Raw genomic sequence first — 26413 nt, forward strand, 5'->3', positions numbered from 1 at the left:
GAGTCGATGAACACAACAACAGCGATTTTCACGGATGAACTACGCGTTGCCGTCGTCATCCCCAGCTATCGGGTCACCGCACACATCGTCGGCGTCATCGACGCCATCGGGCCGGAAGTCTGGCGCATCTATGTCATTGACGATGCCTGCCCGGACGGTTCGGGCGGGCATGTCCTGGCCTCCTGTGACGACCCTCGGGTCAAGGTGCTGCCCCATGACATCAACAAAGGTGTGGGGGGTGCGGTCATGACCGGCTATCGAGCAGCCCTCGCTGACGGCGCGAGTATCATCGTCAAGGTCGACGGCGACGGTCAGATGGACCCTACCCTGATTCCGCTGTTCATCGAACCGATCCTGGCGGGTGAAGCCGACTACACCAAGGGCAATCGGTTTTTCGACCTGGAGGAAGTCCAGTCGATGCCGCGAATTCGACTGTTCGGCAATGCCGTGTTGTCGTTGATGGCCAAACTGTCGACGGGTTACTGGGATCTGTTCGACCCGACCAACGGCTATACCGCGATTCACCGTGACGTCGCCAGGCTGCTGCCCCTGGACAAGGTCAGCCAACGCTACTTTTTCGAGACCGACATTCTGTTCCGCCTGAACACCGTGCGCGCCGTGGTGGTGGACATACCGATGGAAGCCCGCTACGGCGATGAGGTCAGTCACCTGAAGATCTCAAAAATCGTCGGCGAATTCCTCTTCAAGCACCTGCGCAACTTCACCAAGCGCGTGCTCTACAACTACTACTTGCGCGACATGTCCCTGGCTTCGATCGAGCTGCCGATCGGGATCCTGCTGTTCGTGTTCGGCATCCTGTTCGGCAGTTATCACTGGTTCGAGTCGGCGCAGCATGGCATCGCGACGCCAGCCGGCACCGTGATGCTCAGCGCATTGCCCATGCTCATGGGGCTGCAATTGATCATGGCGTTTCTCGGTTACGACATTGCCTCGGTCCCCAACAGGCCTCGGCATTCCAGGCGCAGGGCCACTTCATTGCGGGAAGAAAAGTCATTAAAGCGCTAAGAGATTTTTTATCGGACCCGTCGCTCAAGGCGCTGGATGTCGATGGCTGCGAACGCCTCGAACTTCACGGCAAGGTGCTTGAACGCAAGCAAATGCTCAGGGAAGTCTTCGTGGAATTCCACCACGCGTTCCGTCGACTGGCAGACCGCTATTTCCAGGTCGGGGGTCTGGAGGTGGAGTTGGGGGCGGGCATCGCGCCCATGCGCGATTCGTACCCTGAAGTCCTGGCCACGGACGTTGTCGCCAGCGAGAAACTCGACATGGCGCTCGATGCCCAGGCAATGAGCCTGGACGATGATTCGGTGAGAGCCTTTTATGGCCAGAATTGTTTTCATCATTTTCCTCACCCCGAGTGCTTTTTCACGGAGCTGGAAAGGACGCTCAGGATCGGCGGCGGGGCCATTTTGATCGAGCCCTTTCACGGCCCCTTTGCCGCGTTCCTCTATAGGCGCCTGTTCAAGTCCGAAGGCTTCGACATGCACTTCCCTTCTTGGCATACACCGTCAACCGGCCCCATGAACGGTGCCAACCAGGCCCTCAGCTACATCGTTTTCGTTCGCGACCGGCAGGCGTTCGAGCACAAGTACCCGGGCCTGGAGATCGTCCACCAGGAGATCTGTGGCAGCTACCTGCGTTACCTGATTTCCGGCGGCCTGAACTTTCGCCAGCTGTTGCCTGACGTATTCATCCCTGTGCTCAAGGTCATTGAAAAACTGCTGTATCCGTTGCACCGGATATTGGCCTTGCACCACATCGTGGTGATCCGGAGGACGTCTTGACCTTTATCCGATACGGCGCCATCCAACTCGTGGCCTATGGGTTGGACATGGGGACGTTTTTGCTGCTGCTCGCGCTATTCGATAATCAACCCGTGCTGGCCAACGTCGCTGGCAAAGTCGCGGCCGGGACGTTCGCGTTCTTTTCGCATCGGCATTTCACATTCCAGTCGACACGCGTTGGCAACAAGGCTCAAGCGCTGCGCTATTTTTCATTGCTCGCCATCAATATTCCGCTCGCTTCGGTGCTGCTCAGCGCGGGGCTGTACCTCATCGACAACCCTGTCCCGGTGAAATTTGTCAGCGACGTGATCTGCGTAGCGCTGACCTACTGGATCAGCAAGCGGTTCGTGTTTCGTACCGATACGCACCCGCCGGCTCCCGCTGACCGAGCCCAAGGCGCACGACCATGAAGCTACTGATCACCGGCGCGTCCGGCTACATCGGACGACGCTTGACTGCCCTCGCGGCGGCAAGCGGTCACGAAGTCATTTGCGCCACCCGCAAGCCGTGCCCTGCCCCCTATGCCTGGCTTCCTTATGACCTGCGGGGCCCGGCGCCCGAGTGCCCGGCCGGCACTCAGGCGGTGATCCATCTGGCGGCCGACACATCACCCGATACTGACACTAACGCGGACGCTGAAATAAACGCGGCCCTGGCGCTGATCGACGGCGCCCGACAAGGCTCGGCCAGGTTCATCTTCATTTCCAGCCAAACCGCCGTGGCCACGGCCCCGAGCGTTTATGGCCGGACCAAGTGGCGCATCGAGCAGCATGTGCTTGCCGCCGGGGGTACCGTGATCCGCCCCGGACAAGTGTACGGAGGCCCCGAATGCGGGCTCTTTGGCCTGTTGACCGGGCTGGTTCGCCGGAGCCCAGTCATTCCGATCCTCTTGCCGGCGCCCTGCGTGCAGCCCATCCATGTCGACGACCTCGCGGCCGCGATACTGGCCATCGCCGAGCGGGACGACATTCATGGCGAGGTCCTCAAGCTGGGTGCCGTAAAACCGATTGCCTTTGGGCGCTTCCTGAGCGCCATTGCGACGCACCGGGTCCGCGCCGTGCGCATGCCAATCCCTCTGCCGGTGGCATTGCTCAGGCTGTTGCGGCTGATACTCGGACGATCCTTGAACAGAAAACTGGGCCTGGAGCGGATCTTTTCCCTTATTCATCTGCCGCCCATGGACAGCGAGCGTTCCCTGGAAAAACTCGGCATCGCGTTGCGCCCTCTTGCCCACGGCATGCATCGCTCCGGCCATGGGCAACGTCGAGGCCTGCTTCAGGAAGCGGCGGTGCTCTTGGGCTACCTGCTCAAACGCCCGCCGCAAAAAAGCCTGGTAAGGCGCTATGCAAGGGCACTGGAGCGTGCGGGCAAAACCCGTCCTGTCATTCACTCACGCCTGCTGATGGGCCGGCCGATACTCTTGACGCTGCTGGACAACCCCGGCGTCCTGCGCACGCCCGAGGGCCAGGAACTGGCCTGGCGCCTGCAGGTTGCACTCGGTATCGCCGAAGCCAGCCCCCAAGGCGCGCAGGTATTTCTCGGCACCCGATGGCCGCGCAGCCTTGTCGCCACGCTGGCTGCGTTGGGACTCACCTCGGTCAAAGCGTTGGTGTGGAAGATAGCGGCGTTGTCGTGCCGTGCTTTTGCCCGCCCGCTGCTGCTTGGAAGTGAATCCCACCGTGAAGCCTGAGTTCGATGTGATCATTGTCGGCAGCGGCCCAGCCGGGACTTCAGCGGCCTTTCCGCTGGTCAAGGCGGGCCTGCGAGTGGTCATGGTTGATGCCCAGGCCAACAGCGACTCACCGGTGCCGCCGACCCGCCCATTCCTCAGTGCCAGGGCCGACGACGCGCATCAGTGGAAATGGATGATCGGCGAAAACTTCCACGCCCTGGACCAACTGGACGCCGTATCGCCCAAGCTGAAGACGCCGACCCACGCCCATGTCTTCGAAGGGTTCAGCGCCGGCAATCGCATCGAGACCAACAACTTTATCGGCATCGGATCACTGGCCACCGGAGGCCTGTCCAATGCCTGGGGTTGCGGCGTGGCAACGCTGGGCGCCGGTGACTTTGCCGGGCTGCCCATCGATTATTCCGAGATGCAGGCGTCCTACGAAACGGTCGCGCGCCGGATCGGTATCAGTGGCCGGTTCAACGACGATCTCTCCAGCTACTTCGGTCTGGATGAGTGGTCGCAACCGCCCCTGCCGCTGGACAGCCTGCATCAGCGCCTGCTCGACCGCTACACCCGGCGCCGAGCGGTGTTTCCCGACCTGGGGTTTCGTCTTGGCCGTTCAAGGGTCGCCGCCTTGAGCCAGCCCCTCGACGAGCGCAAGGCCTGCGATCTTTCTGGAAACTGCTTGTGGGGCTGTCACCACCAAGCCTTGTACAGCGCCTCGCAAGAGCTGCGAAAACTCAAGCAATACCCTGGGTTCCAGCACGTCCAGAATTTCCTGGTGGAGGATCTGCTGAAACAGGACGACTCCTGGACCATCACCGATCATCGCTCCGCCCGGCGCTTGCGCGGTGCGCGCCTGTTGCTGGCGGCGGGCACACTGGCCTCGACCCGGCTCGTCCTCAAGTGCCTGAACCATTCGGCACCGGTACCGCTGCTGTCATCGCCGACGGCGGCCTTCCTGCTATGGCTGCCAAGAATGCTCGGCACCCCGAGAGTGCCGGCATTTGGCCTGGGCCAGCTCTCGTTCACCCTGGAGTTGAAGTCCGGCGCCACAGCTTTCGGTTCGACGTTCAGCACCACGGGCTTACTCATGACCGAGTTCGTCAGCCGGATTCCCATGAGCAAACGCTACAGCATCGAATTGCTGAGGAACCTGCTCAGCGCGTGCGTCGTCGGCAACATCTTTCTTCCCGGGCAGCTGTCCAGCAACACGGCGGTGCTGCGCCTCGACGGTTCGTTGAGCATCACCGGCCAAGTGCATCCCGAACTCCCCGGGATCATGAAAGCCGCCGAGACCAGGCTGCGCCGGATCTATTGGAAGATGGGCGCGCTGTTGATGCCCATGAGCTTCACCGTCGGCAGACCGGGAGCAGATATCCACTATGCGGGAACCCTGCCCATGCACTCGACGCCGAAGATTGGCCAGACCGATCGCCTTGGCCAGGTCGCAGGCCTCGACGGCGTGCATGTCGTTGACGGCGCCTGTCTGCCCAGCCTTGCCGAGAAATCGCACACGTTGACCCTGATGGCCAACGCGGACCGGATAGCACGCTCTCTGACAACAATGATAGGAAATCAGCAGTCATGACCCGCAAAGTACTCTGCATCGTCGGTACACGCCCGGAAGCCATCAAGATGGCCCCGGTGATCAACGCCCTCAAGGCCGAGAAAAACATCGAGTGCCGGGTGCTCGCCACCGCCCAGCACCGCGGCCTGCTCGACCAGATACTGAAGGGCTTTGCGATCAATGCCGACCTCGACCTGGACATCATGCGTCCCAACCAGTCTCTGGCAGCGCTGACCTCACGCCTGCTGCGTGAACTCGACGGCGTTCTGCAAGCCGAGAAACCGGATGTCGTACTGGCTCAAGGTGACACGACCACCGTCATGAGCGCCGCACTGGCGTGTTTCTACCTGCGAATTCCCTTCGGCCATGTCGAAGCGGGCTTGCGTACCGGGGACCTGTACAATCCGTTCCCCGAAGAGGCCAACCGGGTCATCGCCGGCAAGCTGGCCCGCTGGCATTTCGCGCCGACCCAGGGCGCCGTGGCCAACCTGCTGGGCGAAGGTGTTGCCGCCAGTGATATCACCCTGACCGGCAATACCGTCATCGATGCCTTGCTGATGACCGCGGCACAGGACTCAGCCTTGACCGTCCCACTCGATGCGCACAAACGCATGGTGCTGGTGACCTGCCATCGTCGGGAAAACTTCGGCGAACCGTTCCAGGATATCTGCCAGGCACTCAAGCGCCTGGCAGAACGGAACCCGAACATCCAGATTCTCTATCCCGTCCACCCCAACCCGAACGTCAAGGACGTCGCGCATCAGTTGCTCGGCCGAACCCCGAACATCATCCTTTGCGCACCGCTGGACTACGCTCCGTTTGTCGCGGCAATCAAGCGCTCATACCTGATCATCAGCGATTCCGGGGGCGTGCAGGAAGAAGCCCCTGCCCTGGGTAAACCGGTGCTGGTACTCAGGACAGAAACCGAACGCCCCGAAGCGGTCGACCTCGGCGTAGTCAAGTTGGTGGGCGCCAATCGGGACACCATCGTTGAACAGGCACAGCATCTCCTGGATGACCCTGAGGCCTATCAGGGCATGGCGCGGGGCGTTTCCCCCTATGGCGACGGCAGGGCCGCAACGCGTATTGCCGACGTCCTGCGCCAGCACTTTCAGCCATGAGAATGATCTACCTGTCCCCGGTGCCATGGGCCAGTTTCAGCCAGCGCCCTCATCATTTCGTCAACTGGTATCACCACCAGACTGGCGCACAGGTGCTCTGGATCGACCCCTACCCGACGCGCTTGCCCATGCTGAACGATCTCAGACGAAAGGCGACTGCTGTCGATCAGCAAAGCGTCACCGTTCCGCCCTGGTTGAAGGTTTGCAGCCCGTTGAGTCTGCCCATCGAGCCCCTTCCAGGCTCGGCAATGCTCCTCAAGAGACTGTGGCGCAACGTGTTCAGGTTGGCCGCGGCATTTTCCGCGCAAGGGCCTTGCATGATCTGTGTGGGGAAACCTTCCGAACTGGCCTTGCAACTGCTGGCGCTCAACCCTGCAAGCCATGCCGTATACGATGCCATGGATGATTTCCCGGCCTTTTATCAGGGACTGTCACGCAGATCCATGGAGCGTCGCCAGGCGCAGCTCATTCAACGGGTAGACAAAGTGCTGGCCTCCTCCAGCCATTTGCGCGACAAACTCCTCGGCCTGACCGATCAGGTAGAACTTGCCCTCAATGCCTGTGACATGCACGGACTTGCGCCGGTCGAAAGCCTGGACCTGGCCGCCAAACAACAAGTACTTGGTTATGTCGGCACGCTCGGTCGTTGGTTCGACTGGGACATGGTCATCGCGCTGGCGCAGGCCAATCCTGGAAACCGCATCCGGCTGATTGGCCCCGTCTTCGCACCAGCGCCCTGCGTATTGCCTGCCAACATCGAGCTGCTACCCAGGTGTTCCCATGCCAGCGCAATCGCGGCCATGGCAACGTTTTCGGTAGGCCTGATTCCGTTCAAGCTCAACCGCCTGACCGCCTCGGTCGACCCGGTCAAATACTACGAGTACCGCGCCCTCGGCCTGCCTGTCATCTCGACCCGCTTCGGTGAAATGGCCCTGCGCGACCGGGAGCCGGGCATCTGGATCGTGGATCAGGGCACTGACCTGCGCAACACCGTCGTTGCAGCGCTCGCCAGTCAAAGCGACCATGCCACCGTTCAGCAATTTCGTCAGGCGCATCTCTGGGCCAAGCGTTTTTCGGCGGTCGACCTCATGCCTGCCTCATTGGAGAAACCAGAAGTCTGGTAAATCATCCGGCAGCCACAAAACCACGCTGCAGGTCCTCGATCAATACCTCGACATCCTCCAACCCCACATGCAATCGCACCACCGGGTTCAACGCCCGATCCTCGGCGCTCTGCCGATCCTGGGTATCGGCAACGGTCACCAGACTCTCGAACCCACCCCAGGACGCCCCCAACCCGAACACCTGCAACGCATCGATAAAACGCTCCAGGTACGCGTCGTCATTTTCGCGAAGCTCAAAAGACAGCAGTCCATTGCTGCCCTTGAAGTCCCGCAACCACAGACCGTGACCGGGATGATCGGGCAGTGCTGGATGGAAGACCCGTTTCACCTGCGGCTGCGCCTGCAACCAATGGGCGATCGCCAGTGCCTGGCGCTCATGAGTGTCGAGGCGTGGCGCCAGGGTGCGTGCGCCACGCAAGACCAGATAGGCGTCGTCGGGGCTGACGGTGTTGCCGAAGGTGTCGCTCATGGCCGCCAGTGCTGGCCAAGCCTCCTGGCGCGTGCACACGCTGCCCATGACCACGTCGCTGTGGCCGCTCAGGTACTTGGTCAGGGCCATGATCGAGATGTCTGCGCCCAACGCCAGCGGCCGGTACAGCACGCCCGAACCCCAGGTATTGTCCACCGCCAGCAGGATGCCGCGCGGCTTGCAGAGCGCGGCGATGGCCGGCAAGTCGCAGAGTTCGTACAGCAGTGAACCGGGCACTTCGGTGTAGACCATCCGAGTGTTGGCTTGCAGCCGTCCGGGCAGGTCACTGCCATCCGGGGCGAAATAGCCGACTTCTACGCCGAAGGCTTCGAGGAAATCCCGGGCCACGCGGCGTACCGGCGCATACACCGCATCGGTGATCAGGACATGATCGCCGGGCCGCAGGTAGGCCAGGAAGGTTTGCGCCACGGCAGCCAACCCGGTACCGAACAGCCGGGTCCGGTAGCCGCCCTCCAGTTCGGTAACGAGGTCTTCGAGGGCGAAGGCCGTCGGGTTGCCGCGAGCGCCATAGGTCAGCACTCGCTCGCTGTCGCGCCGGGAACGGGCGTCGCGCATCTGTGCGAGGTTGTCGAACAGCACCGTGCTCAAACGACTGACCGGCACATTGACGGTCCGGGCACCGGTGCCCTTTTCGCTGCGCGCGCCATGGACCAGGCGGGTGCGAAGCCGCTCATCGGCAGTGCCTTGAGGAGGGCCCTGCAGCGGCTTGAGGCTGGCGATCTCCGCTTCGTTCATCTGCGCCAGCAGGCCGATTTCCCACGCCAGATACTGGCGCGCCGCGTCCTTGTTTCCGGAATGGCGGTCGTGAGTGAAAAACAGGAAATCAATGCACTGTTCATCCGGCAACGTGTCGGCGCCTTCTCGTAGCGCCAGGCCGGCCGAGCGCCACGCATCGACCCCGCCATCGAGCCAATGAACATCGGTTCGCGATAGCTCCAGCGCCGCCACGGCCGCCAGCCGAGGATCATCGGCGACCAGCACCAGCGGCCGCCGCTCGCCCGCCAGCGCACCGGCCAGCAAGGGTCGGATCGACCAGCGCGCCCCGGCAATGTGACCTTTGCGATACGCGTTGCTCGAACGCAGGTCGATCAGCGCCACCGCGTCATCCCTCAGGGCATCCGCCACGGCCTGCGCGCTGATCCCGGGCAGTTCCGCAGGCGCGAAGACGGCTGAAAGCGGTAACGCCAGGCCACTGCTCAATCCGCCCGACAATACAAAAACTTCATGCCCGAGCTGCCGCAGCCAACTGGCGATGATCGGTGCACGCACGCCGTCGTTGTCAAACAGCACCACCCGCGCCTGACGAACGCCCACATACAGATCGGTGGATTGAATCAACTGTCCGCCCGGCGTGTGCTGCGCGCCCGGCAATGTGCCGGCGGCAAACTCCTCGGCGGTGCGCACGTCGCAGAGAAACAGGCTGCGCCCGGCCTCCGCCGCCCACCGCTCGACCTGGGCAGCCTCGACGGTCGGCACCCCGGCCCGCTCGGCCAGGCGTGTCGCCGCCAGACGCTGGGTCGGCAATGTGGCGCTCGACACTTGGTCGGCATAACGCCGTTGGCTGCCGTGCTCCAGGTGAAAATCTTCAAGATGCCAACCCTGCGTGCCGTTCTCCAGCGCATAGATCGGGTTTTTCAGACCAAGGTCGATCAGCGTCTGGGCGCCGATGATGCTGCGGGTCCGGCCGGCGCAATTGATCACGATGGGGGTTTGCTCGTCCGGCACCAGGTCATGCACGCGGTACCCCAGTTCGCCATTCGGGCAGCAGATCGAACCGGGAATGGTCATCTTGCGATACTCCTCCAGCGGCCGGCCGTCGAGGATCACCAGCGGCTCGCCCCGAGCCTGCCATTGCGCCAGTTGGCGAGCGCTGACGTGAGGCGTGTGACGGACCGCCTCCACCTGCTCGCCGAAAGCTTTGGACGGCACATGCACGCCAGCGAACAGCTGATAGCCGGCGGCCTGCCAACCGTCGGCGCCACCTTCCAGGATGTGCACGTTGGCGTAGCCCAGCGCGTGCAGGCGCTGCGCCGCGCGCTCCGCCAGGTCCCCGCCATCCTGGTCATGCAGCACCAACCGTACCTGAAGGTTTGGCGCCAGCCGTCGAGCCTCCAGCTCCAGGCGGCTATAGGGCAGGTTCACCCCGAAAAACAGATGGGCTTCGCCGTACTGGCCGTGCTCACGCACGTCAAACAGGGCGATTTCCTGCCCGTCGAACAACCACTGCTGCAGTTGCTGGGGAGTCAAGGTCTGGCTCATGGGAGTCCCGCTGGAAAAATTGAAAGACTGGAAGGCAAGAGGCCGTCAAGCGTAGGCCTTGATCGACGGCGCCATCTGCGAGGCGTTGTAGTTGAGGATTCGCCCATCGGCTTCGACGCCGTAACGGCCGTTGAGCGACTCCAGCGGCAGGCCATAAAGATGGAAATGCAGGGTCGGTTGCTCGCCTGCGACCCGAATGCCATGCAGGTCCTCGCCAAGGAAAGCGATGGAAGTTCCAGGCTCCACGATCACTTCCTTTTCCAAGTGCAGCGTGGTGAATCCGGGCTCGCGTCCTTCATCATCACGCTGGTAGACGTAGTTGATTTCCTGGCCTTCGATGGCGCTGATGATGGCCCAGGTCTCATGGTTATGGGGAATGGTGCTCTTGCCCGGCAGCAGCGAGTTCAGGTACAGCGTCGGGGTGTCGCCGTCATCGTTGAGGCGATAGCGAAACGCGGTGCTGCCCTGCCCCGGCTGCGGCGCCGGGAACGCCTCGAAATTGAACAGGTCGCGGCGTTCGGCCAGGTCTTCCAGCAGCACGACGATCTGCTTGAGCGCGGCGCGGTCGACGCCACGCTGATGAATGACGCGCACTTGCTTGAGGAAGTCCTCGATGACATCGACACGGTTACGGGTGTTCATGGCAGGCTCCTTTTCAGACGGACAGGCTGTAGCGGCTCAGGTTGGTCAACAGATATGGGTCGTCCTGGACGAGAGGCGGACGGCGCCCCGGGTCGCCCAGGGCGTGGCACAGGAATTCCCGGGTGCGCTCGCTGGCGGGATGCTGGAAGACTTGGGCGGCGCTACCGTGCTCGACGATCACGCCGTTCTCGGTGAAATAGACGACGTCGCTGATCTCTTCGGCGAAGCGCATTTCGTGGGTCACCAGCACGCAGGTCATGCCCTCCTCGGTCAGCTCGCGAATCACCGTCAACACTTCGCCGACGGTTTCCGGATCCAGGGCCGAGGTCACTTCATCGAACAGAATCAGCTCCGGGCGCATCGCCAGCGCGCGGGCGATCGCCACGCGTTGCTGCTGGCCGCCCGAAAGTTGCCCCGGATAGGCGTCGGCCTTGTGCTCCATGCGCACCTTGGCGAGCAAGGCCCGCGCGTCCTTTTCGGCATCGCTGCGGTTGCGGCCGAGCACCTTGCGCGGGGCGATCACCAGGTTCTCCAATACCGACAGGTGCGGGAACAGGTTGTACTGCTGGAACACGAACCCCACGCGCTTGCGCAGTTCGATGCGCTGGGCCTCCTGGGCCAGTGTATGAACCTCGGTGGCACCGACACGGATGCTGCCACGCTGGGGCTGCAGCAGCCCGGTGATGCAACGCAGGATTGTCGACTTGCCCGAGCCGGACGGACCGATGATCGACACGGCTTCGCCACGGCGTACGTCCAGGTCGATGCCCTTGAGCACCGGGTTGCTGCCGAACGACAGGTGCAGGTCGCGCAGGCTGACGAGGGGCTCGGCGACGGTTTCAGTAGAAGGCATAACGTCGCTCCAGGTATTGGGTAAGACGGGAAATCGGGTAGCAGTAGGCAAAGAACAGCACCAGCAGGCTCAGGTAGATCAGCACGGTGAAGCCCGTCAGGTTCACAGTGTTGCTGGCGATCTGCGCGGTATCGATCACGTCATGCACGCCCACCAGCGAGGCCAGCGCGGTGCCCATGGTGATCACCGCATAGAGGTTCATCCACGGCGGCAACATGCGCTTGAAGCACTGGGGCAGGATGATCGAGCGAAAAATCTGCCCACGGGTGAGCGCCAGGGATCGCGCGGCCTCCCATTGGGTGCTGGGGATCGAGGCGATGGCGCCACGGAAGATTTCCGCGACATTCGCGCTGGCTGGCAGGGCCAGGCCGAGGGTCACCTTGACCCAGTCGGGAAACGCGACATAGGCCGTGCCAATGCGAATCTCGAACGGGAACACATAGGTGGTGAAATAGATCAGCACCAGCCAGGGCGCATTACGAAAGACCTGCACCCAGATCCGCGCCGGCCAGCGCAACAGACGCAACGGCGACAGCACCATGGCGCCTACCAGCAGCCCCATCACCGAGCCGAGACCGATGGCCAGCAGGCTGATGAGAATGTTCTGGCCAAACCCTGCGACCAACGCCGGCGACCATTGCCACAGCGCCTTGAGCACCGGGCTGTTCGGCGCGAGATAAGCCAGCCAGCACAGCGCTCCCAGCCCCAGCAGCAATTTGCCGAGATGGCGACGCGGCCAGGCCACGGGCAGGACAGCGAAGGAATCAATGGCCATAACCGGGCATCCTCAGGCGGGCTTCGAGCCAGCGCCCGACGCAATTGACGGTAAAACTCAGCAGGCCGAAAAATGCCAGGATCAAAATCATCAGCTCCAGCACGTTGTCGCTCTGGGTCCAGATCATGATCGCCGCGTAGGTGATGTCGCCCACCGCGATGGCCGAGGCCACGGCGGTCATTTTCACCAGGTCGATCAGGTTGTTGATCAGCGACGGCAAGGCAAAACGCAGGGCCAGCGGCAGTTGCACGTTCCACAACAACTGGCGGTGGTTGAAAGCCAGTGAACTGGCCGCCTCCAGGGTCACCGTCGGCACCGCTTCGATGCCAGCACGCAGGGCCTCGGCGTGGAAGGCGCCTTTGTGCAGCGAGATCACGATCACCACCCACGCGAAGGGCGTCAGCGGGTTGGCCGCGCCGACGGCCTGGGTCAGCAGCATGTTCAGCACCAGGAAGGCGCAATACAGCTGCACCAGCGTCGGCGTGTTGCGGGTGACTTCGATAAACACTCGCGCAGGTCTGGCCAGCCAAGGCTTGCCGGAAGTCAACAGAGCGGCCAATCCGACACCCGCCAGCAAGCTTCCGGCAATCGTCAGCAGGCACAACCACAGGGTAGTCAGCGCGCCCTGCTCCAGCGTGCCGCGCTGATAGGCGTCGAGCAGAAAGTTGTAGTTGAGGCCGAGCCCGGCGCTCCACTGGACGAGTTGCTCCAGCCAATGGCTCATGGCTCGCGCCTCAATCGGCCGCAGGCGTGGGCGATACGCCGACCCGCTTCGACAACGGTTTCGGTCGCCGTGGCGATGGACAGGCGAAACCACGGCGACAAGCCATAAGCACGGCCCGCGACGCCGGCGACGCCCTCTTCCAACAGATACGCAACCACATCGGCGTCGTGCTGCAGGCACTGGCCGTCCGGGCGATAGCGCCCCAGTAGCCCGGCGCAGCAGACAAAAACGAAAAAGCCGCCTTGAGGCTCAAGTACTTCCAGGCCTGCGACATCGCGCAAGCGGCTCACCAGCACATCGCGGCGCTGACGATAGGCCGCGACCTGCTCCGGGAGAAAATCCAGGCCGCCCTCGAACGCCGCCAGCGCCGCCGCCTGGCCAACCGAGGAAGCGCCGGAGGTGGATTGCGATTGGACCACGCTCATGGCGTCGGTCAGCGCCTGCGGCCCGGCCCCGAAACCGATGCGCCAGCCGGTCATGGCATAGGTTTTCGAGACCCCGCCCACCATCAGGCACCGTGGTTGCAGATCCGGCGCGACATTGAGCAGGCTCTGGATGGCAAGCCCGTCGAAACGAATATGTTCGTAGAGTTCATCCAGCAGAATCAGCACGTCGGGATATCGGCGCAGCACCTGAGCCAGGCCTTGCAGTTCGGCTTCGCTGTACACCGCACCGCTGGGGTTGCCAGGGCTGTTGAGGATCAGCCAGCGAGTGCGCTCGCCGATATGCTGCTCAAGCTGTCGTGGCGTGAGCTTGCAGCCCTGCTCCAACCCGCACTCGATGAAGACCGGCTCGCCGCCATTAAAACGCACGCTGTCCGGAAAAGATGGCCAGTACGGCGTCGGTACCAGCACTTCGTCGCCGTCATCGAGGGTCGCGGCGAAAGCGTTGAAAATGATCTGCTTCGCACCGTTGGCAATCACGATGGAGGCCAGCGGATAGTCCAGTTGGTTCTCCCTGCGCAGCTTGTGTTGCACCGCCACACGCAAGGCTTTCACGCCCGACGTCGGGGTGTACTTGGTGGCCCCGGCTGCAATGGCGGCACAGGCCGCCTGTTTGATGTGCGCCGGCGTGTCGAAATCCGGCTCGCCGGTGGTCAGGTCGAGAATGTCCCGACCGGCTTCACGCAGGGCCGTGGCACGGGACTTGGCGGCGGCATTGGCGGACAGCGAGACACGCTGCACGCGCTGGGACAGATGAAGCGTCATGGCCGCGCCTCCTCCAGTACCTTGCCCGGATTGAGCAGATTGCGTGGGTCCAGCGCTTGCTTGATCCGGCGCATCAGGTCCAGTTCCACGGCACTTTTGTAGCGCCCCAACTCGTTCACCTTGCGCTGGCCGATGCCGTGTTCGGCGCTGATCGAGCCACCATGAGCATGGGCGCTGTCGTGCACCCGCTGACTGAGCGCGGCGTAATGGGCCATGTGTGCGTCAATCGTGGAGTCCAGCGGATGGGCAACGTTGTAATGCAGGTTGCCATCGCCCAGATGCCCGAAGGTGTAATGCCGCACGCCGGGAAAATGTTGCTGGAGCAACGCATCGGTATGGGCAACGAACGCGACGACCTGAGAAATCGGCACCGAAATGTCATGTTTCATGTTGCGACCGGCACGCTTTTGCGCATCGCTCATGTTCTCCCGCAGTTGCCAGAATGCCTGGCTCTGGACGAGGTTCTCGGCGATCAGCGCATCGGCCAGCAGCTGCTGTTCGAAGGCTTCGCCCAGCACCTGTTCGAAGATTTCCCGGGCATGGTTTTCGCTGTGGTTATCCGACAGCTCCAACAGCGCGAACCAAGGCTGGCGAGCATTGGCGAAGGGCCGCGGACCATCGGGAAACTGCTCGCGCAACAGCGCAAGACACTCGGCGCTGAGCAATTCGAACGCCGTCAGGCTGGCACCAAAACCGGCACGGGCATGGGACAACAACGCCACCGCCTGCTCTAGCGAGTCGAACGCCAGTAGCGCGGTGGCCTGGGCCTTGGGCAGCGGAAACAATTTCAGCGTCGCGGCGGTGATAATGCCAAGCGTGCCTTCGCTGCCGATGAACAGGTCCCGCAGGTCGTAGCCGGTATTGTCCTTGCGCAAGCCGCGCAAACCGTCCCAGATTTCACCCTCGGCGGTCACGACTTCCAGGCCCAGGGTCAATTCGCGGACATTGCCGTAGCGCAGCACCGCGGTGCCGCCGGCGTTGGTCCCCAGGTTGCCGCCGAGGGTGCAACTGCCTTCGGCGCCAAGACTCAAGGGGAACAGGCGTCCGGCCTGGCGGGCAACGTCCTGGACGGTTTGCAGGATGCAGCCCGCCTCGACGGTGAGGGTGTCGTTCTCGGTGTCCACGGCGCGGATCCGGTTCATCCGATCGAGCAACAGCAACACCGAGCAGCCACTGGCATCCGGGGTGGCGCCGCCCATCAATCCGGTGTTGCCGCCCTGCACCACCACCGGCATAGCCGTCGCGGCGCAAGCCCGGACCACCGCCGCGACTTCTTCGGTACTGCCCGGATGGACCGCGGCGATCACTCGCCCGACGTAACGCCCCTGTTTGTCGGTCAGGTACGGCGCGGCTTCCTCGCCGCGTTGCACATGCCTGGCGCCCAGCAGGGCCTGCAAGGTCGCAAAGAGTGAATGGCTCATGGCTGCGAGGCCAAGGGAGCCGCATCTTGATACCTGGCGTGCAGATCACGCAGGGCCTGGGACGGTGCCATGCCGGTGCGCTCGCCGAGTTCGATCAGCCAACCGCTGCGATGCCAGTCGCGCACGATAGCATCGAGTCTGGCCTGGGTGTCGTGCTCGCCCTTGCGCAGCCAGATCACCGAATTCGAAGGAATCAGGTCCCCCGGCAGCGGGATCTCAAAGCCTGACCACTCGGCTTCGCTCAACAGTGCGTGCATGGTCGGGCTCACGTGCACCGCAGCCACGCAGCCGTTGCCGCGAAGCGACAACAGCGACTCGGACTGGCTGCGAAAAGCCTTGATCTGTGCGCCATAGGTATCTTGCAGCGGCTTGATGAAATTGCTGCCCTGGGACACGCACACCGGTTTGCCCTTGAGGTCGGCCCATTGCGCTATGCCGGCCCCCTTGCGTATCAGCGCCGCGCCACCGACCTCTTCATAAGGTGTCGGCACGTAGTCGAGAATCTCGCCGCGTTCTTCGGTGAACTGCATGTTGGCGATCAGGATGTCGACTTTGCCCTGCTGCAAGAATTGCACGCGGTTCGGCGCAAGCACGGAAACAGTCTGCGTCGCCACCCCCAGCGCCTTGCCGATGCCCTGGGCCAATTCAACGTTGTAGCCCAGGTGCTCGCCGGTCTTGGGGTCGATGGTGCCGAACGGCGCGCCGCTGAGCATCACCCCGACGCTGATGGCGTGGCGCTGCTCGATCTTGTCCAGCGTGGCGTCCGCCTGGGCCAGGCTGGCAGCGCAGCCGGCGGCCAAGGTCAGGCACAGGGCGGCCAGCGTTCGAGGGGAGAAAAATGAAGACATGGGCGATTACCTTGCGCGTCGGTCGAGGGTCGTTGAGAAAGCTGCAAGTGCGCCGCTGCTCAGGCGCCGTTGGCCTGGAACTGCTTTTGCAATTCGACCAGGGCGGGTGACGCCGGGGTGATGCGATTGCGGGCCTGGGCGTCGATCAACCAGCCGCTGCGGTGCAATTGCTTGATGATCGGATCGAGCCTGGCCTGGGTATCGCTTTCGCCCTTGCGCGTCCAGATCACCGATGGGGCCGGGTTCAGCTCCGGGCTCAGGGCGCGGTAGCCCTGCCACTCGGCGTTGTCGGCAATGAGTGGATTGATCAACGTGGCGTCATGCACGGCGGCAACGCAGTTGTTGCCCCGTAACGCCAGCAGCGACTCCGAGGAACTCTTGAAGGCCTTGATCTGCACGCCCAATTCGGTGAGCGGCTTGATGTAGCTGCTGCCCTGGGAGGTGCATACCGGTTGATTCTTCAGATCTTCCCAGCGGCTGATCTGGCTGTCCTTGAGCACCGCCGCGGTGCCGCCGACACGGTAGAACGGCGTAGGCACGAACCCGAGGATTTCACCGCGCTCGGCGGTCCATTCCATATTGGCGATCAACAGATCGACTTTGCCCTGCTGCAGGAACTGCACGCGGTTGGCGGGCAATACCGGCACCAGTTGCACCTCGGCGCCGAGTTGCCGGCCCAGTTCTTGGGCGAGGTCAACGTTGAGGCCGCGAGGTTTCTGGGTCGTGGGATCGATGCCGCCGAACGGGCCGCCGGACAGCAACACGCCGACCACCAACTCGTGGCGCTGCTCGATCTTCTCCAGGGTGGCGTCGGCCTGGGCAATGTCGACGGCTGCCAACGAGACCAAGGCGCCCAGCAACACAGGCAGGAGATGTTTGACAGGTGAGCGCTCGAACAACATGGATTTCCCCTCATGGATGATCGGCGTACCCCGACCTGATGAGTGGGCATCCTAGGTACCGCTTGGAGCCAACGGAAATGCAAATATCTCATATCGTTATAACTCGCCTGGTTTGGTTTACAGGCGAAAAACATATAACCGTTATTTTATTAGCCCACAGCGAAGTTCACGTAAAGGAAATGCAATCAATACATAAAAAACTGTAATGTTTAGGTTTTCAGTCTTGATATGAAGCAATAGCCATGGCGACCCTGGATCTTGAATTGCTGCGCACCTTTATCGCCGTGGTCGATCACCACAGCTTTGCCGAAGCCGGCGCCCGACTAGCCCGCACGCAATCGTCGGTCACCCAGCACATGCAGCGCCTGGAACAGCAGGTCGGGGTCACGCTGTTTGAAAAACGTGGCCGGCAAAAGCAGCTCACCGAAGCGGGCCAGCAGTTGCTGCGGCATGCGCGGCAGATGCTGTCGCTCAACGACGATGCGCTCAATTCCCTGCGCGAAAGCAGCCTGAGCGGTGTGTTGCGTATCGGCTCGCCCCACGATATTGCTGACACGATCCTGCCGCCGATCCTCAGCCACATCGCCCGCTCGGCCCCGCGCCTGCGCCTGGAAATCGATGTCGGCCGCAGCCCGTTCCTGATGGACGACCTGCATCGCGGCAAGGTCGACATGGTCATTTCCACCCGCCAGGATCCGAACCTCGAAGGCTTCGCCTTGCGCACCTCACCAGTGTGGTGGATCTGCTCGGCGCAATACCTCCACAACCCCGCCGAACCGCTGCCGCTGATCCTTGTGGACGAGCCGAGCATCTATCGTCGCTATGCCCTCGAAGCCCTGGAACGCGCCAATATCCCCTGGCGCCAGGCCTACCTGGCCTCGAACCTGATCGGCATCAAGGCCGCGACCCGCGCCGGCCTGGGCGTCACGCCCCGCAGCATGGAAATGCTCGGCCCGGACATGCGTGTGCTCGGCGAGAACGATGGGCTGCCGCGACTGCCGGATGTGACCTATCACCTGTGGATCCGGCCGAATACCGTCAACGCACTGGTGCGCCGGGCTTATGAGCTGATCAGGAACAATCAGGGGCATTGAGTCATCGCTGCGCAGGCTCAGCACAATCACCCTATCCAGCGGGCAGCCAGGCACGTTCAGTTGGTTGCCGGAGCCCAATCAGTTCTGCTGGACATGCCTGCGCGGTGGCTACGCCTTGGACAGTGCCAGGGCGCATCGCGGATCAATTGACCCTCGATATCGTCCGGGCGTTGAAAGGACTTTTGAGCAGCAGTCATGCTTGCCCTCCCTGTCCATCAGCCAGCGCCGCGCCGTTGAGGTAATGGTCGCCCAGCAGCCGACGCTGGGTCAGCAACGCCGGCTCGGCTGCATCCGGCAACGGCCGCGGCAAGCTGCGCCCGGCCAGCTCGAAGAATAGATGGGCGCCGACACGCGCCGCCTCGGCAGCAGCCAGACGAAAGGCAATGGCGGACGATTGGGAAGCGTTGGCGCGTTCGAGCAACGCATCGGCAGCGTCGATACGGATACGCAGGTCACCGACCGCGGCGACCACCAGGGCTTCATGTCGCGCGCTCTGCCCGCGCAGGTAGTCAAGCAGAGCCGCCTCGACGTGGCGGGCATGGGCGAGGTCGCTGCGACCCTGGGAGTGTGAATGGGACATGCGCGATACCTCAGTTCCAGGAGTGACGTTGCGGCTTGATGTCGTTGAGAAGCTGGTTGCCGACCAGGTGGTATTTCCAGCGCACCGGGTCATGCAGGGTATGGGTCCGCGCATTGCGCCAGAATCGGTCCAGGCCCTGGCTGGCCGAGACGCTGCGCGTGCCGCCCAGCTCCAGGAGGCGGCTGGAAGCCTCCAGGGCAATCTCGGTGGACAGCACCTTGGCCTGGCCTACGACCACAGAGGCTTCGGCGACCCGTTCCTCACTGGGCTCGGCGACCGCAAGATCGACCGCTTGGGCCGCGCGCTGCAAAATCGCCTCGGCCGCTTGCAGCCGCCAGGCCAGCTCGCCGATCAGCGCTTGGCCTAGCGGATCCTGCCAACCGTGTTGCAGGCCGCTGTCGACCCAAGGACGCGCCTGGCGGGCGACACGCAGGGTCTCGGCGAAGGCACCCCGGGCAATGCCGGTGTCCACCGCGGCCTGGATGATCTGCGAAATCGGACCATCGGCAGTGGGCTGGTCATAGGCTTTCCAGGCAGGTACCACGTCGCGGGCAGGCACGCGTACGCCTTCGATGCGCACCTGGCCGCTGGCGGTGATGCGTTGGCCGAAACCGTCCCAACTGTCGATCACCGTCAATCCGGCGGCATCGCGCGGAACCAGCGCGATATGCACATGCCCCGCCTCGTCCACCGCGGCTACCGGCACGATATGAGCGAACAATGCACCGGTGCAGTAGGCCTTTTCTCCATCAAGTACCGCCGTGTCACCCTCGAAGCGAATCTGCGTCTGGAACGTGGTGACGTATTGGCTTCGCGCTTCGGAAAAAGCGTTACCAAAGCGATACCCCTCGAGCACCCTGGCGTAGTAGCGCCGCTTCTGCTCTTCGCTGCCGGTCAAACCAAGATTGCTGAGTACACCAAAATGGTTTTGCGGCAACTGGCCGAGGGAGGAATCGGCTGCGGAGATGATGGCGATCACTTCGCTCAGCGTGACATAGGACACCCCGGCGCCACCGTAGGCCTTCGGCACGCTGATCGCCCACAACCCGCTTTCGGAAAAGCGTTCGAGTTCTTCCCAGGGCAGTCGTCGTTCTTGGTCGCGGGTTGCCGCCTCGCGAGCGAAATCCCCGGCCACACGGTGCGCCACCGCGATCGCCTCGGCGTCGCTGCGAATGAGATGGGCCGGGCGCCGAGGCACCGGACGAACCTGCTCGGACGGATCAATAGTCGCTGAATGGCTCATGTGCTGCTCCTTTCGTAACGGGTTCCTCATCAGCCAGAGCACAGTCCGTACCAACCCGTTAAACCCTTTCTTTTCAAAGAGTTGTGAACCAGCAGCGGGCTGGACAAAGCCCCTGCAACAGCAAACTGCGGATTCACTGTTGCCCACAAGACAGCGGAAAACCGGCACTCAACCGGCCTTGCCGCCCAGATAGAACTGCTGGATGTCTTCCCGCGCCGCCAACTCCGCACCGCTGCCTTCACCCACGACTCGACCGTTTTCCAGGACGTAGGCGTAGGTGGCATGGCGCAGCGCAACGTTGATGTTCTGTTCGGCCACCAGGAAGCTCATGCCTTCCTGGGCATTGAGCTGGGCGACGATGGCAAAAATCTCCTCGACGAGGATCGGCGCCAGCCCCATCGAAGGTTCATCCAGCAATACCAGCCGAGGTCGGGTCATCAGCGCCCGACCGATGGCAAGCATCTGCTGCTCGCCGCCGGAGGTCAGCCCGGCCTGGGTCTTGCGCTTGGTCTTGAGACGCGGGAACCAGGCGTAGATGCGCTCCAGATCCTGTTCCAGTTCCCGGCGCGTCGGGTTACGCAGGAAACCGCCGGTGCGCAGGTTGTCCTCGACGGTCAGGTGGGCAAACACGTGGCGCCCCTCCAGCACATGGACAATGCCCTGGCGGGCCAGCAGGTTGGCGGCGACGCCGGCGGTATCCTGACCCTGGAAAGTGATCCGGCCGCGGCTGACTTGCGCACGGTCAGCCTGGACCAACCCGGAAATGGCCTTGAGCGTGGTGCTCTTGCCAGCCCCGTTGGCGCCCAGCAGCGCAACGATGTCGCCCTGCCCGACCCGCAGGGAAACCCCGGCCACGGCGAGGATCGCGCCGTCGTAGATGACTTCGATGTCGTGTACCGCCAGCAACTCGCTGCTTGCGGTGCCCGCAAGGGCCGCAATGGTCATGGGTTCTTCCTCCTCGTGCGCACGGCTACTGCGCCGCGCAATCGCGGGCCGTTACGCCCTTTTCTTTCGCATACTCGGCGGCCTTGGCGTCGATCAATGGGCGCAACGTCGCGCGGTCGGCCTGGACCCAGTCGGTGATCAGTTTCCATTGCTGGCCGTCCCATTGTTGTACCTTGGCTGCCCCGCCACCTTCATGGTCGCTGCAAGACAGCTTCAGCGGCTGCATCAGTCCAAGGAAACCGATCTCCTTGAGACGCGCGTCATCGAGGTAGAGATGCTCCAGGCCCCAGCGACCTTCCTCACCGTTGAGCGGGCGATTGCCGAACTTTTTCTGCCCGGTGCGGATCGCCTCGACGGCAATGGCGGCATTCACCAGGCCGGAGTTGTAATAGACGCTGCCGAAACTCTTCGGATCCTTGAGATCGCTCTTGCCGGTATCAAGGATGTACTGGCGAATGCGTTGGTGGATGTCGAAATCGGCACCGCCTGGATAGGGTGTCAACGCCAGGTAGCCCTTGCCGGCCTCGCCGGCCGGCAACACGTCCTCGTTGGAACTGGCCCAGATGTCGCCGACGATGCGCTCCACCGGGTAGCCGAAACGCGCCGCGGTCTTGATCGCTACCGGCGTGGATACACCCCAGGTACGCAGGAACACCCAGTCCGGCTTGAGCTGCCGCACCTGGCGCCACTGCCCGGCCTGTTCGTTGCCCGGATCCGCCACCGCGATCTGGATGTTCTCGAAGCCATACTTCTGCGCCAGCAGCGCCAGCGGCCCCTGGGTTTCCCGACCATAGGCCGAGTCATGGTAGACGGTGGCGATCTTCTTGCCCTTGAGCTTGTCCAGCCCGCCCTCACGCTCAGCCACATAATTGATGAATGCCGAGGCCTCGCTGTAGAACGTCAGCATGGCCGGGAAATTGTAGGGAAACACCCTGCCATCGGTGGCCTCGGTACGGCCGTAGCCGAGGGTGATCAGCGGAATCCGGTCGGCTTCGGCCTTGTCCGCGAGGGCATAGGCCGCCGGTGCACCGTTGGGCTGGTAGACCGCCACCGGCGCGCCGTTGAGGCCGTTCTTGAAGCGCTCGTAGCACTCGATGCCTTTTTCCGCCGTCCATTCGGTCTCGCACTCCTGCCAGACCAGCTTGACGCCGTTGATCCCGCCTTCCACCTCGTTGATGTAGCGCAGATAGTCGATCATTCCGGCCCACACCGGAATGCCGCTGGAGGCATAGGCGCCGACCCGGTAGGTGGCCAGGGGGAAGAACTGTTCGTTGGCCGCCTGGGCAACCGGTACCAGCGTTGCGCAGGCACCCAGTGCCAGGCCGATGGCAGCGAGGCTGCGTTTTAAAGTTACATGCATGTTGGTCTTCTCGATTGGGTCTTGTGCAGTGTTGGAAACCTCCTTTCCCTCGGTAGGGTCAAGGTCGTTGGGTTGTGGGGAGGCGCTCAGAACCGCAGCGGCCAGACCTTGATGCGTTCACGCAGGTCGCCGAGCAGGCGTGCCAGCCCTTCCGGCTCCTTGATCAGGAACCAGATGATCAGGCCACCGAAGAGCACCTTCTGCAGGTTCTGCAGTTGCCCGGCGTCGACGTTGCCGTTGAACAGCCATAGGCCGGCGTGGCTGAGCAGGATCGGCACGAGGCTGATGAAGGCCGCGCCGATGAAGCTGCCGGCAATGCTGCCCATGCCACCGATAATGATGATGAACAGAATCTGGAACGAACGATTGATGTCGAAGCTGCCTGCACTGGCCGTCCCCAGGTACGCGAACGCCCAGAGCGCCCCGGCGATTGCGAGGTAGAACGAACTGACGGCGAAGGCCATGCGCTTGTCGCGCTCCACGGCGATCCCGATGACAGCGGCAGCGGTGTCCATGTCCCGGATGGCCATCCAGTTGCGGCCAATCTGGCTGCGCACCAGGTTGACCGCCACCCAGGTCAACAGCACCACGCAACTGAGGGTCAACAGGTAGCGACCGACCGGGGTGCCGAGGTTATGGCCGAACAGCTCCAGGCGTGGCGCGCTGATGGTGCCGGACGAGGCGTAGTTGTAGAACCAGGGGAATTTGGCAAATACCCATTCCAGGAAAAACTGCGAGGCCAGCGTGGTGACCATCAGGTAAAAACCCTTGATCCGAGAACTTGGAATGCCGAACAGCAGCCCGACCAACCCGGCAATCACTCCACCGCCAAGCAGCGCCAGTGGCAACGGCAGCCCGGGCACGCGCAGCAGCAAGCCGTATGTGGCGAACGCGCCCACGGCCATGAAGCCGGCGGCACCGACCGAGGTCTGGCCGGTGTAGCCGGTCAACAGGTTCAGCCCCACGCCTGCCAGCGACAGCACCAGGAAGGGAATCAGGATCGCGTTGAGCCAATAGTCATTACCGAGCCACGGCAACCCGATAAAAGCCACCAGTAGCAGCAACAAGAGGCCCGGCCGCCAACGCCGGCGCACCAGGGTCAGGGGTGAGTCGTCGAAGCTGGCAGTGAGGCGCGCAACAGTAGCGGTCATGGCGTCATACCCGTTCAATGATCCGGTCGCCGAACAGGCCGGACGGACGGATGTAGAGGAAGATCAAGGCGAGGAAATAGGCGAACCAGGGCGTGATGCCTCCGCCGATCAGCGGACCGATGTAAGCCTCGGCAAGATTCTCCGCCGCACCGACGATCAGCCCGCCGACGATGGCCCCGCCGATCGAGGTGAAGCCGCCGATGATCAGCACCGGCAGTGCCTTGAGCACCACCAGCGAAAGCGAGAACTGCACGCCCTGCCGCGCGCCCCAGAGCAACCCGGCGACCAGGCCGACCACTCCGGCCACGGCCCAGACAATCTGCCAGATGCGATTGAGGTTGATGCCCAGCGACAACGCCGCACGGGTATCATCGGCCACGGCGCGCAGGGCGATCCCGATGCGGGTCTGGTTGAACAGCAAGGCCAGCACCGCCACCGTCAGCCCTGACACTCCAGCAGCGATCAAGTCGAACTGGCTGACCATGATCTCCCCCACGAACAGCGGGACGTCCTCGATGCCCAGGTCCAGCGCACGCACCTGGGCGCCCATCAGTCCTTGGGCCAGGCCCTCGATGATGAACGACAGGCCGAGGGTGGCCATGAACAGGGTGATCTGCGATCGGTTGACCAGCGGCCGCAGCACCAGGCGCTCGATCAACAATGCGCCGACGATCATCACCAGCACCGTCAGGACCAACGCGAGGGCAAAAGACAGGCCCTGCTCACGCAAGCTGACGAAGGTCAGCGCGGCGAACAGCAGCATCGCGCCCTGAGCAAAATTGAACACGCCGCTGGCCTTGTAGATCAGCACGAAACCGATGGCCACCAGTGAATACAGAGTGCCGGCCAGCAGCCCGCCAACCAGGGTTTCCAGAAAGAAATTCATGAGTGCGAGGCCCCCAGGTAAGCGGCGATCACATCGGGGTTGGCCTGCACCTGCGCGGGCGTGCCGTCACCGACCTTGCGTCCGTAGTCCAGCACCACCACATGGCTGGACAGCCCCATGACCACTGGAATGTCGTGCTCGATGAGAATCACCGTGGTGCCTAGGTCGCGATTGATATCGACGATAAAGCGGCTCATCTCCTGTTTTTCTTCAGCGTTCATGCCGGCCATCGGTTCGTCGAGCAACAGCAGGGTCGGCTGCGCGATCAGTGCCCGGCCCAGCTCCACGCGTTTCTGCAAACCGTAGGCAAGGCTGCCCACCGCTACGTCACGCCAGGCCTGCAGTTCGAGGAACTCCAGCACCCGCTCGGCCCGCTCGGCGAACGCCCGCGCCTCGCGCCGGGCGCGCGGCAAGCCCAAGGCCTGCTCGAGAAAAAACGTACGCTGCAAGCGCGACAGGCCAGTAAGCAGGTTGTCCACCACGCTCATTTTCTTGAACAGCGCGTTGTTCTGGAACGTCCGGCCGATACCAAGCCGCGCCGCTTTCAGTGGATGCGGACGGCGCAACGGTTCGGCAGCGAAGAACACCTGGCCGGCATCGGCCCGGTAGACCCCGTTGAGGATGTTCAGCAGCGAACTCTTGCCCGCACCGTTCGGCCCGATCAACGCGCAGATCTCGCCAAGCCTGACGCTGAACGAGAGGTCGGAAATCGCTTTCACGCCCCTGAACGACAGCGACACATTACGCACCTCCAACAGCGCATTCATGCTGCTCGCTCCAGATATTCCTGCAACCAGGCCTGGCGCGCCGAGCCTTGCAACAAGGCGTCTGCGGGCGCGCTTGGCACCTCGATCCGGCGCAGCCGCTGGAACCCGAGCAGACGCCGCACCCGCGCCTTGAGCCAGCGGCGCAGACCACGTCGCGGATCATCCAGGGTCCATTCGCAGAGGCGTCGCCGCCAACTGCCTGCAATCGGCAGCCGGGCTTCGATTTCCGCCGCCAGCGATTCGACTCGCGCAGCGGACAACAGCAAGGCCGTCGGGGCAATCTCGCGGCGATCGCGGCTGGCTGACTCGCGCGCTTCCGGAAAGGCCAGGCCTTCGCCGCCCTCCAGCCAGCGACGGAACAGATGAGTCAGCCCATCACGCCATTCAGTGCCCTCATCGATCCATACCACCGCGTCCTTGGCGACCTGGGCCCAGCCCTGGCGCTGCGCTGCCGGCGCCTCGGTGACGAACAGCACCGACAGTGACTGCACCTGCCACAGGCCACGACGCGCCGCACTGGCCTGGGCCGAATACAGCCGCAGCGGCCATTCTTCATCCAGGCCGCATTGCAGCCAGTGCGAGACACTTTCGCGGCGCTGGACAAAGGCGAACGCCGGGCGGATCAGACGTAACTGGCGTTGCAGATCCTCGCCCTGACTGTCGCGGTCGACGACCACGCTGTGTCCGCCCAGCTGGCGCGCCGCCAATGTCAGAATCAGCAGGCTCGGCTCGAAGGCACCGCTCAGTGCCAACCGCGCGCCAGGGACGAAGCCTTGCTGGCGCAGGCCATCGCAAACCCGCTCGACCTCGCGTTGCACATCGATCCACCGCCAGGCCTTCCAGACGCCGAGGCGTCGATGACGCATGGCGATCTGCGTCGGACGCTCCCTGGCCCAGCGCTGCAACGCCACGAGGGCGCTGTCCGTCACGCTTTCGGGCAATGGAGCATTGAGTTCGAAAATACTCATGC

General features: G+C 63.1%; 26 protein-coding genes. 8 read left to right on the forward strand and 18 right to left on the reverse strand.

Going from position 1 to position 26413, the window contains the following annotated elements; all coding sequences use genetic code 11:
* Positions 1 to 6: 6 nt before the first annotated feature.
* Complete coding sequence (locus J3P84_RS15760; RefSeq protein ID WP_434624234.1) at positions 7 to 1026, forward strand: glycosyltransferase family 2 protein; 1020 nt, start codon at positions 7 to 9, stop codon at positions 1024 to 1026.
* An 8-nt stretch (positions 1027 to 1034) separates the two neighbouring features.
* On the opposite strand, the gene J3P84_RS15765 is transcribed toward J3P84_RS15760, so the two are convergent.
* On the reverse strand, positions 1035 to 1508 hold the full coding sequence (locus tag J3P84_RS15765; RefSeq protein ID WP_434624236.1) for a hypothetical protein: 474 nt from the start codon (positions 1506 to 1508) through the stop codon (positions 1035 to 1037).
* Between J3P84_RS15765 and J3P84_RS15770 the strand changes: the two genes are divergently transcribed.
* Genes J3P84_RS15770 through J3P84_RS15795 form a run of 6 tightly spaced genes read left to right on the forward strand, consistent with a single transcriptional unit; the run spans position 1503 to position 7295 of the window.
* Positions 1503 to 1805, forward strand: a complete 303-nt coding sequence (locus J3P84_RS15770) for a hypothetical protein (RefSeq protein WP_434624238.1) — start codon at positions 1503 to 1505, stop codon at positions 1803 to 1805. The genes J3P84_RS15765 and J3P84_RS15770 overlap by 6 nt on opposite strands.
* A 59-nt stretch (positions 1806 to 1864) precedes the next feature.
* Positions 1865 to 2215 carry a GtrA family protein gene (locus tag J3P84_RS15775; RefSeq protein WP_434624240.1) on the forward strand — a complete coding sequence of 117 codons (351 nt, stop codon included), beginning with the start codon at positions 1865 to 1867 and terminating at the stop codon, positions 2213 to 2215.
* A complete protein-coding gene (locus J3P84_RS15780; RefSeq protein ID WP_434624242.1) occupies positions 2212 to 3495 on the forward strand; it encodes an NAD-dependent epimerase/dehydratase family protein in 1284 nt (427 codons plus the stop codon). Before J3P84_RS15775 ends, J3P84_RS15780 begins: the two co-directional genes overlap by 4 nt.
* Positions 3485 to 5071 carry an FAD-dependent oxidoreductase gene (locus J3P84_RS15785; protein ID WP_434624244.1) on the forward strand — a complete coding sequence of 529 codons (1587 nt, stop codon included), beginning with the start codon at positions 3485 to 3487 and terminating at the stop codon, positions 5069 to 5071. The genes J3P84_RS15780 and J3P84_RS15785 overlap by 11 nt, the downstream gene beginning before the upstream one ends.
* Positions 5068 to 6171 carry a non-hydrolyzing UDP-N-acetylglucosamine 2-epimerase gene (gene wecB / locus J3P84_RS15790; RefSeq protein ID WP_434624246.1) on the forward strand — a complete coding sequence of 368 codons (1104 nt, stop codon included), beginning with the start codon at positions 5068 to 5070 and terminating at the stop codon, positions 6169 to 6171. The genes J3P84_RS15785 and wecB overlap by 4 nt, the downstream gene beginning before the upstream one ends.
* Positions 6168 to 7295, forward strand: a complete 1128-nt coding sequence (locus J3P84_RS15795) for a glycosyl transferase (RefSeq protein WP_434624248.1) — start codon at positions 6168 to 6170, stop codon at positions 7293 to 7295. The genes wecB and J3P84_RS15795 overlap by 4 nt, the downstream gene beginning before the upstream one ends.
* Before the next feature lies 1 nt (position 7296).
* Here the strand turns inward: J3P84_RS15795 and metC are convergent, their stop codons facing one another.
* Genes metC through J3P84_RS15840 form a run of 9 tightly spaced genes read right to left on the reverse strand, consistent with a single transcriptional unit; the run spans position 7297 to position 17417 of the window.
* Complete coding sequence (gene metC, locus J3P84_RS15800) at positions 7297 to 10044, reverse strand: cystathionine beta-lyase (protein WP_434624250.1); 2748 nt, start codon at positions 10042 to 10044, stop codon at positions 7297 to 7299.
* A gap of 45 nt (positions 10045 to 10089) precedes the next feature.
* Positions 10090 to 10686 (reverse strand): cysteine dioxygenase, encoded by a 597-nt coding sequence (locus tag J3P84_RS15805; protein WP_434624252.1) that lies wholly within the window; start codon positions 10684 to 10686, stop codon positions 10090 to 10092.
* Between the two features lie 13 nt (positions 10687 to 10699).
* Positions 10700 to 11539, reverse strand: coding sequence for an amino acid ABC transporter ATP-binding protein (locus J3P84_RS15810; RefSeq protein WP_434624254.1), 840 nt, complete (start codon positions 11537 to 11539; stop codon positions 10700 to 10702).
* Positions 11526 to 12314 carry an amino acid ABC transporter permease gene (locus tag J3P84_RS15815; RefSeq protein WP_434624256.1) on the reverse strand — a complete coding sequence of 263 codons (789 nt, stop codon included), beginning with the start codon at positions 12312 to 12314 and terminating at the stop codon, positions 11526 to 11528. The genes J3P84_RS15810 and J3P84_RS15815 overlap by 14 nt, the downstream gene beginning before the upstream one ends.
* On the reverse strand, positions 12304 to 13038 hold the full coding sequence (locus tag J3P84_RS15820) for an amino acid ABC transporter permease (RefSeq protein WP_434624258.1): 735 nt from the start codon (positions 13036 to 13038) through the stop codon (positions 12304 to 12306). Before J3P84_RS15820 ends, J3P84_RS15815 begins: the two co-directional genes overlap by 11 nt.
* Positions 13035 to 14246, reverse strand: coding sequence for an aminotransferase class I/II-fold pyridoxal phosphate-dependent enzyme (locus J3P84_RS15825; RefSeq protein WP_434624260.1), 1212 nt, complete (start codon positions 14244 to 14246; stop codon positions 13035 to 13037). The genes J3P84_RS15820 and J3P84_RS15825 overlap by 4 nt, the downstream gene beginning before the upstream one ends.
* Positions 14243 to 15667, reverse strand: coding sequence for an FAD-binding oxidoreductase (locus J3P84_RS15830; protein ID WP_434624262.1), 1425 nt, complete (start codon positions 15665 to 15667; stop codon positions 14243 to 14245). The genes J3P84_RS15825 and J3P84_RS15830 overlap by 4 nt, the downstream gene beginning before the upstream one ends.
* Entirely contained in the window at positions 15664 to 16515 is an 852-nt protein-coding gene (locus J3P84_RS15835) for a transporter substrate-binding domain-containing protein (protein ID WP_434624264.1), read from the reverse strand. Before J3P84_RS15835 ends, J3P84_RS15830 begins: the two co-directional genes overlap by 4 nt.
* Before the next feature lie 59 nt (positions 16516 to 16574).
* Positions 16575 to 17417: a transporter substrate-binding domain-containing protein gene (locus tag J3P84_RS15840; RefSeq protein WP_434624266.1), complete on the reverse strand. Its 843-nt coding sequence runs from the start codon at positions 17415 to 17417 to the stop codon at positions 16575 to 16577.
* 242 nt (positions 17418 to 17659) lie between these two features.
* Here J3P84_RS15840 and J3P84_RS15845 point away from each other — a divergent pair, with 242 nt between their 5' ends.
* Complete coding sequence (locus tag J3P84_RS15845) at positions 17660 to 18511, forward strand: LysR substrate-binding domain-containing protein (RefSeq protein ID WP_434568800.1); 852 nt, start codon at positions 17660 to 17662, stop codon at positions 18509 to 18511.
* 193 nt (positions 18512 to 18704) lie between these two features.
* Here J3P84_RS15845 and J3P84_RS15850 read toward each other — a convergent pair whose 3' ends face one another.
* The 8 genes from J3P84_RS15850 to J3P84_RS15885 all read right to left on the reverse strand — a co-directional run bounded on the left by J3P84_RS15850 (position 18705) and on the right by J3P84_RS15885 (position 26411).
* Positions 18705 to 19091 (reverse strand): hypothetical protein, encoded by a 387-nt coding sequence (locus tag J3P84_RS15850; protein ID WP_434624268.1) that lies wholly within the window; start codon positions 19089 to 19091, stop codon positions 18705 to 18707.
* A 10-nt stretch (positions 19092 to 19101) separates the two neighbouring features.
* Positions 19102 to 20334: an SfnB family sulfur acquisition oxidoreductase gene (locus J3P84_RS15855; protein WP_434624270.1), complete on the reverse strand. Its 1233-nt coding sequence runs from the start codon at positions 20332 to 20334 to the stop codon at positions 19102 to 19104.
* A gap of 168 nt (positions 20335 to 20502) precedes the next feature.
* Positions 20503 to 21279, reverse strand: a complete 777-nt coding sequence (locus J3P84_RS15860; RefSeq protein ID WP_434624272.1) for an ABC transporter ATP-binding protein — start codon at positions 21277 to 21279, stop codon at positions 20503 to 20505.
* 25 nt (positions 21280 to 21304) lie between these two features.
* On the reverse strand, positions 21305 to 22639 hold the full coding sequence (locus J3P84_RS15865) for an ABC transporter substrate-binding protein (protein WP_434624275.1): 1335 nt from the start codon (positions 22637 to 22639) through the stop codon (positions 21305 to 21307).
* A gap of 86 nt (positions 22640 to 22725) precedes the next feature.
* Positions 22726 to 23790: a branched-chain amino acid ABC transporter permease gene (locus J3P84_RS15870; protein ID WP_434624277.1), complete on the reverse strand. Its 1065-nt coding sequence runs from the start codon at positions 23788 to 23790 to the stop codon at positions 22726 to 22728.
* A 4-nt stretch (positions 23791 to 23794) separates the two neighbouring features.
* A complete protein-coding gene (locus J3P84_RS15875) occupies positions 23795 to 24676 on the reverse strand; it encodes a branched-chain amino acid ABC transporter permease (RefSeq protein WP_434624279.1) in 882 nt (293 codons plus the stop codon).
* A complete protein-coding gene (locus J3P84_RS15880; RefSeq protein WP_434624281.1) occupies positions 24673 to 25443 on the reverse strand; it encodes an ABC transporter ATP-binding protein in 771 nt (256 codons plus the stop codon). Before J3P84_RS15880 ends, J3P84_RS15875 begins: the two co-directional genes overlap by 4 nt.
* A complete protein-coding gene (locus J3P84_RS15885; RefSeq protein ID WP_434624283.1) occupies positions 25440 to 26411 on the reverse strand; it encodes an AMP-binding protein in 972 nt (323 codons plus the stop codon). Before J3P84_RS15885 ends, J3P84_RS15880 begins: the two co-directional genes overlap by 4 nt.
* Positions 26412 to 26413 lie beyond the last annotated feature (2 nt).

The organism is Pseudomonas sp. Z1-29, assembly GCF_051131995.1.
In the GTDB taxonomy this organism is placed as follows: Bacteria; Pseudomonadota; Gammaproteobacteria; order Pseudomonadales; family Pseudomonadaceae; genus Aquipseudomonas.

What these genes read in the sequence shown, in the direction of transcription:
- J3P84_RS15840 (WP_434624266.1), bottom strand. Translation starts at nt 17,417, where the DNA reads ATGTTGTTCGAGCGCTCACCTGTCAAACATCTCCTGCCTGTGTTGCTG.
- J3P84_RS15810 (WP_434624254.1), bottom strand. Translation starts at nt 11,539, where the DNA reads ATGCCTTCTACTGAAACCGTCGCCGAGCCCCTCGTCAGCCTGCGCGAC.
- J3P84_RS15770 (WP_434624238.1), top strand. Translation starts at nt 1,503, where the DNA reads ATGCACTTCCCTTCTTGGCATACACCGTCAACCGGCCCCATGAACGGT.
- J3P84_RS15870 (WP_434624277.1), bottom strand. Translation starts at nt 23,790, where the DNA reads ATGACCGCTACTGTTGCGCGCCTCACTGCCAGCTTCGACGACTCACCC.
- J3P84_RS15760 (WP_434624234.1), top strand. Translation starts at nt 7, where the DNA reads ATGAACACAACAACAGCGATTTTCACGGATGAACTACGCGTTGCCGTC.
- wecB (WP_434624246.1), top strand. Translation starts at nt 5,068, where the DNA reads ATGACCCGCAAAGTACTCTGCATCGTCGGTACACGCCCGGAAGCCATC.
- J3P84_RS15780 (WP_434624242.1), top strand. Translation starts at nt 2,212, where the DNA reads ATGAAGCTACTGATCACCGGCGCGTCCGGCTACATCGGACGACGCTTG.
- J3P84_RS15820 (WP_434624258.1), bottom strand. Translation starts at nt 13,038, where the DNA reads ATGAGCCATTGGCTGGAGCAACTCGTCCAGTGGAGCGCCGGGCTCGGC.
- J3P84_RS15805 (WP_434624252.1), bottom strand. Translation starts at nt 10,686, where the DNA reads ATGAACACCCGTAACCGTGTCGATGTCATCGAGGACTTCCTCAAGCAA.
- J3P84_RS15835 (WP_434624264.1), bottom strand. Translation starts at nt 16,515, where the DNA reads ATGTCTTCATTTTTCTCCCCTCGAACGCTGGCCGCCCTGTGCCTGACC.
- J3P84_RS15865 (WP_434624275.1), bottom strand. Translation starts at nt 22,639, where the DNA reads ATGCATGTAACTTTAAAACGCAGCCTCGCTGCCATCGGCCTGGCACTG.
- J3P84_RS15830 (WP_434624262.1), bottom strand. Translation starts at nt 15,667, where the DNA reads ATGAGCCATTCACTCTTTGCGACCTTGCAGGCCCTGCTGGGCGCCAGG.
- J3P84_RS15875 (WP_434624279.1), bottom strand. Translation starts at nt 24,676, where the DNA reads ATGAATTTCTTTCTGGAAACCCTGGTTGGCGGGCTGCTGGCCGGCACT.
- J3P84_RS15845 (WP_434568800.1), top strand. Translation starts at nt 17,660, where the DNA reads ATGGCGACCCTGGATCTTGAATTGCTGCGCACCTTTATCGCCGTGGTC.
- J3P84_RS15825 (WP_434624260.1), bottom strand. Translation starts at nt 14,246, where the DNA reads ATGACGCTTCATCTGTCCCAGCGCGTGCAGCGTGTCTCGCTGTCCGCC.
- J3P84_RS15880 (WP_434624281.1), bottom strand. Translation starts at nt 25,443, where the DNA reads ATGAATGCGCTGTTGGAGGTGCGTAATGTGTCGCTGTCGTTCAGGGGC.
- J3P84_RS15815 (WP_434624256.1), bottom strand. Translation starts at nt 12,314, where the DNA reads ATGGCCATTGATTCCTTCGCTGTCCTGCCCGTGGCCTGGCCGCGTCGC.
- J3P84_RS15795 (WP_434624248.1), top strand. Translation starts at nt 6,168, where the DNA reads ATGAGAATGATCTACCTGTCCCCGGTGCCATGGGCCAGTTTCAGCCAG.
- J3P84_RS15855 (WP_434624270.1), bottom strand. Translation starts at nt 20,334, where the DNA reads ATGAGCCATTCAGCGACTATTGATCCGTCCGAGCAGGTTCGTCCGGTG.
- J3P84_RS15860 (WP_434624272.1), bottom strand. Translation starts at nt 21,279, where the DNA reads ATGACCATTGCGGCCCTTGCGGGCACCGCAAGCAGCGAGTTGCTGGCG.
- J3P84_RS15885 (WP_434624283.1), bottom strand. Translation starts at nt 26,411, where the DNA reads ATGAGTATTTTCGAACTCAATGCTCCATTGCCCGAAAGCGTGACGGAC.
- metC (WP_434624250.1), bottom strand. Translation starts at nt 10,044, where the DNA reads ATGAGCCAGACCTTGACTCCCCAGCAACTGCAGCAGTGGTTGTTCGAC.
- J3P84_RS15850 (WP_434624268.1), bottom strand. Translation starts at nt 19,091, where the DNA reads ATGTCCCATTCACACTCCCAGGGTCGCAGCGACCTCGCCCATGCCCGC.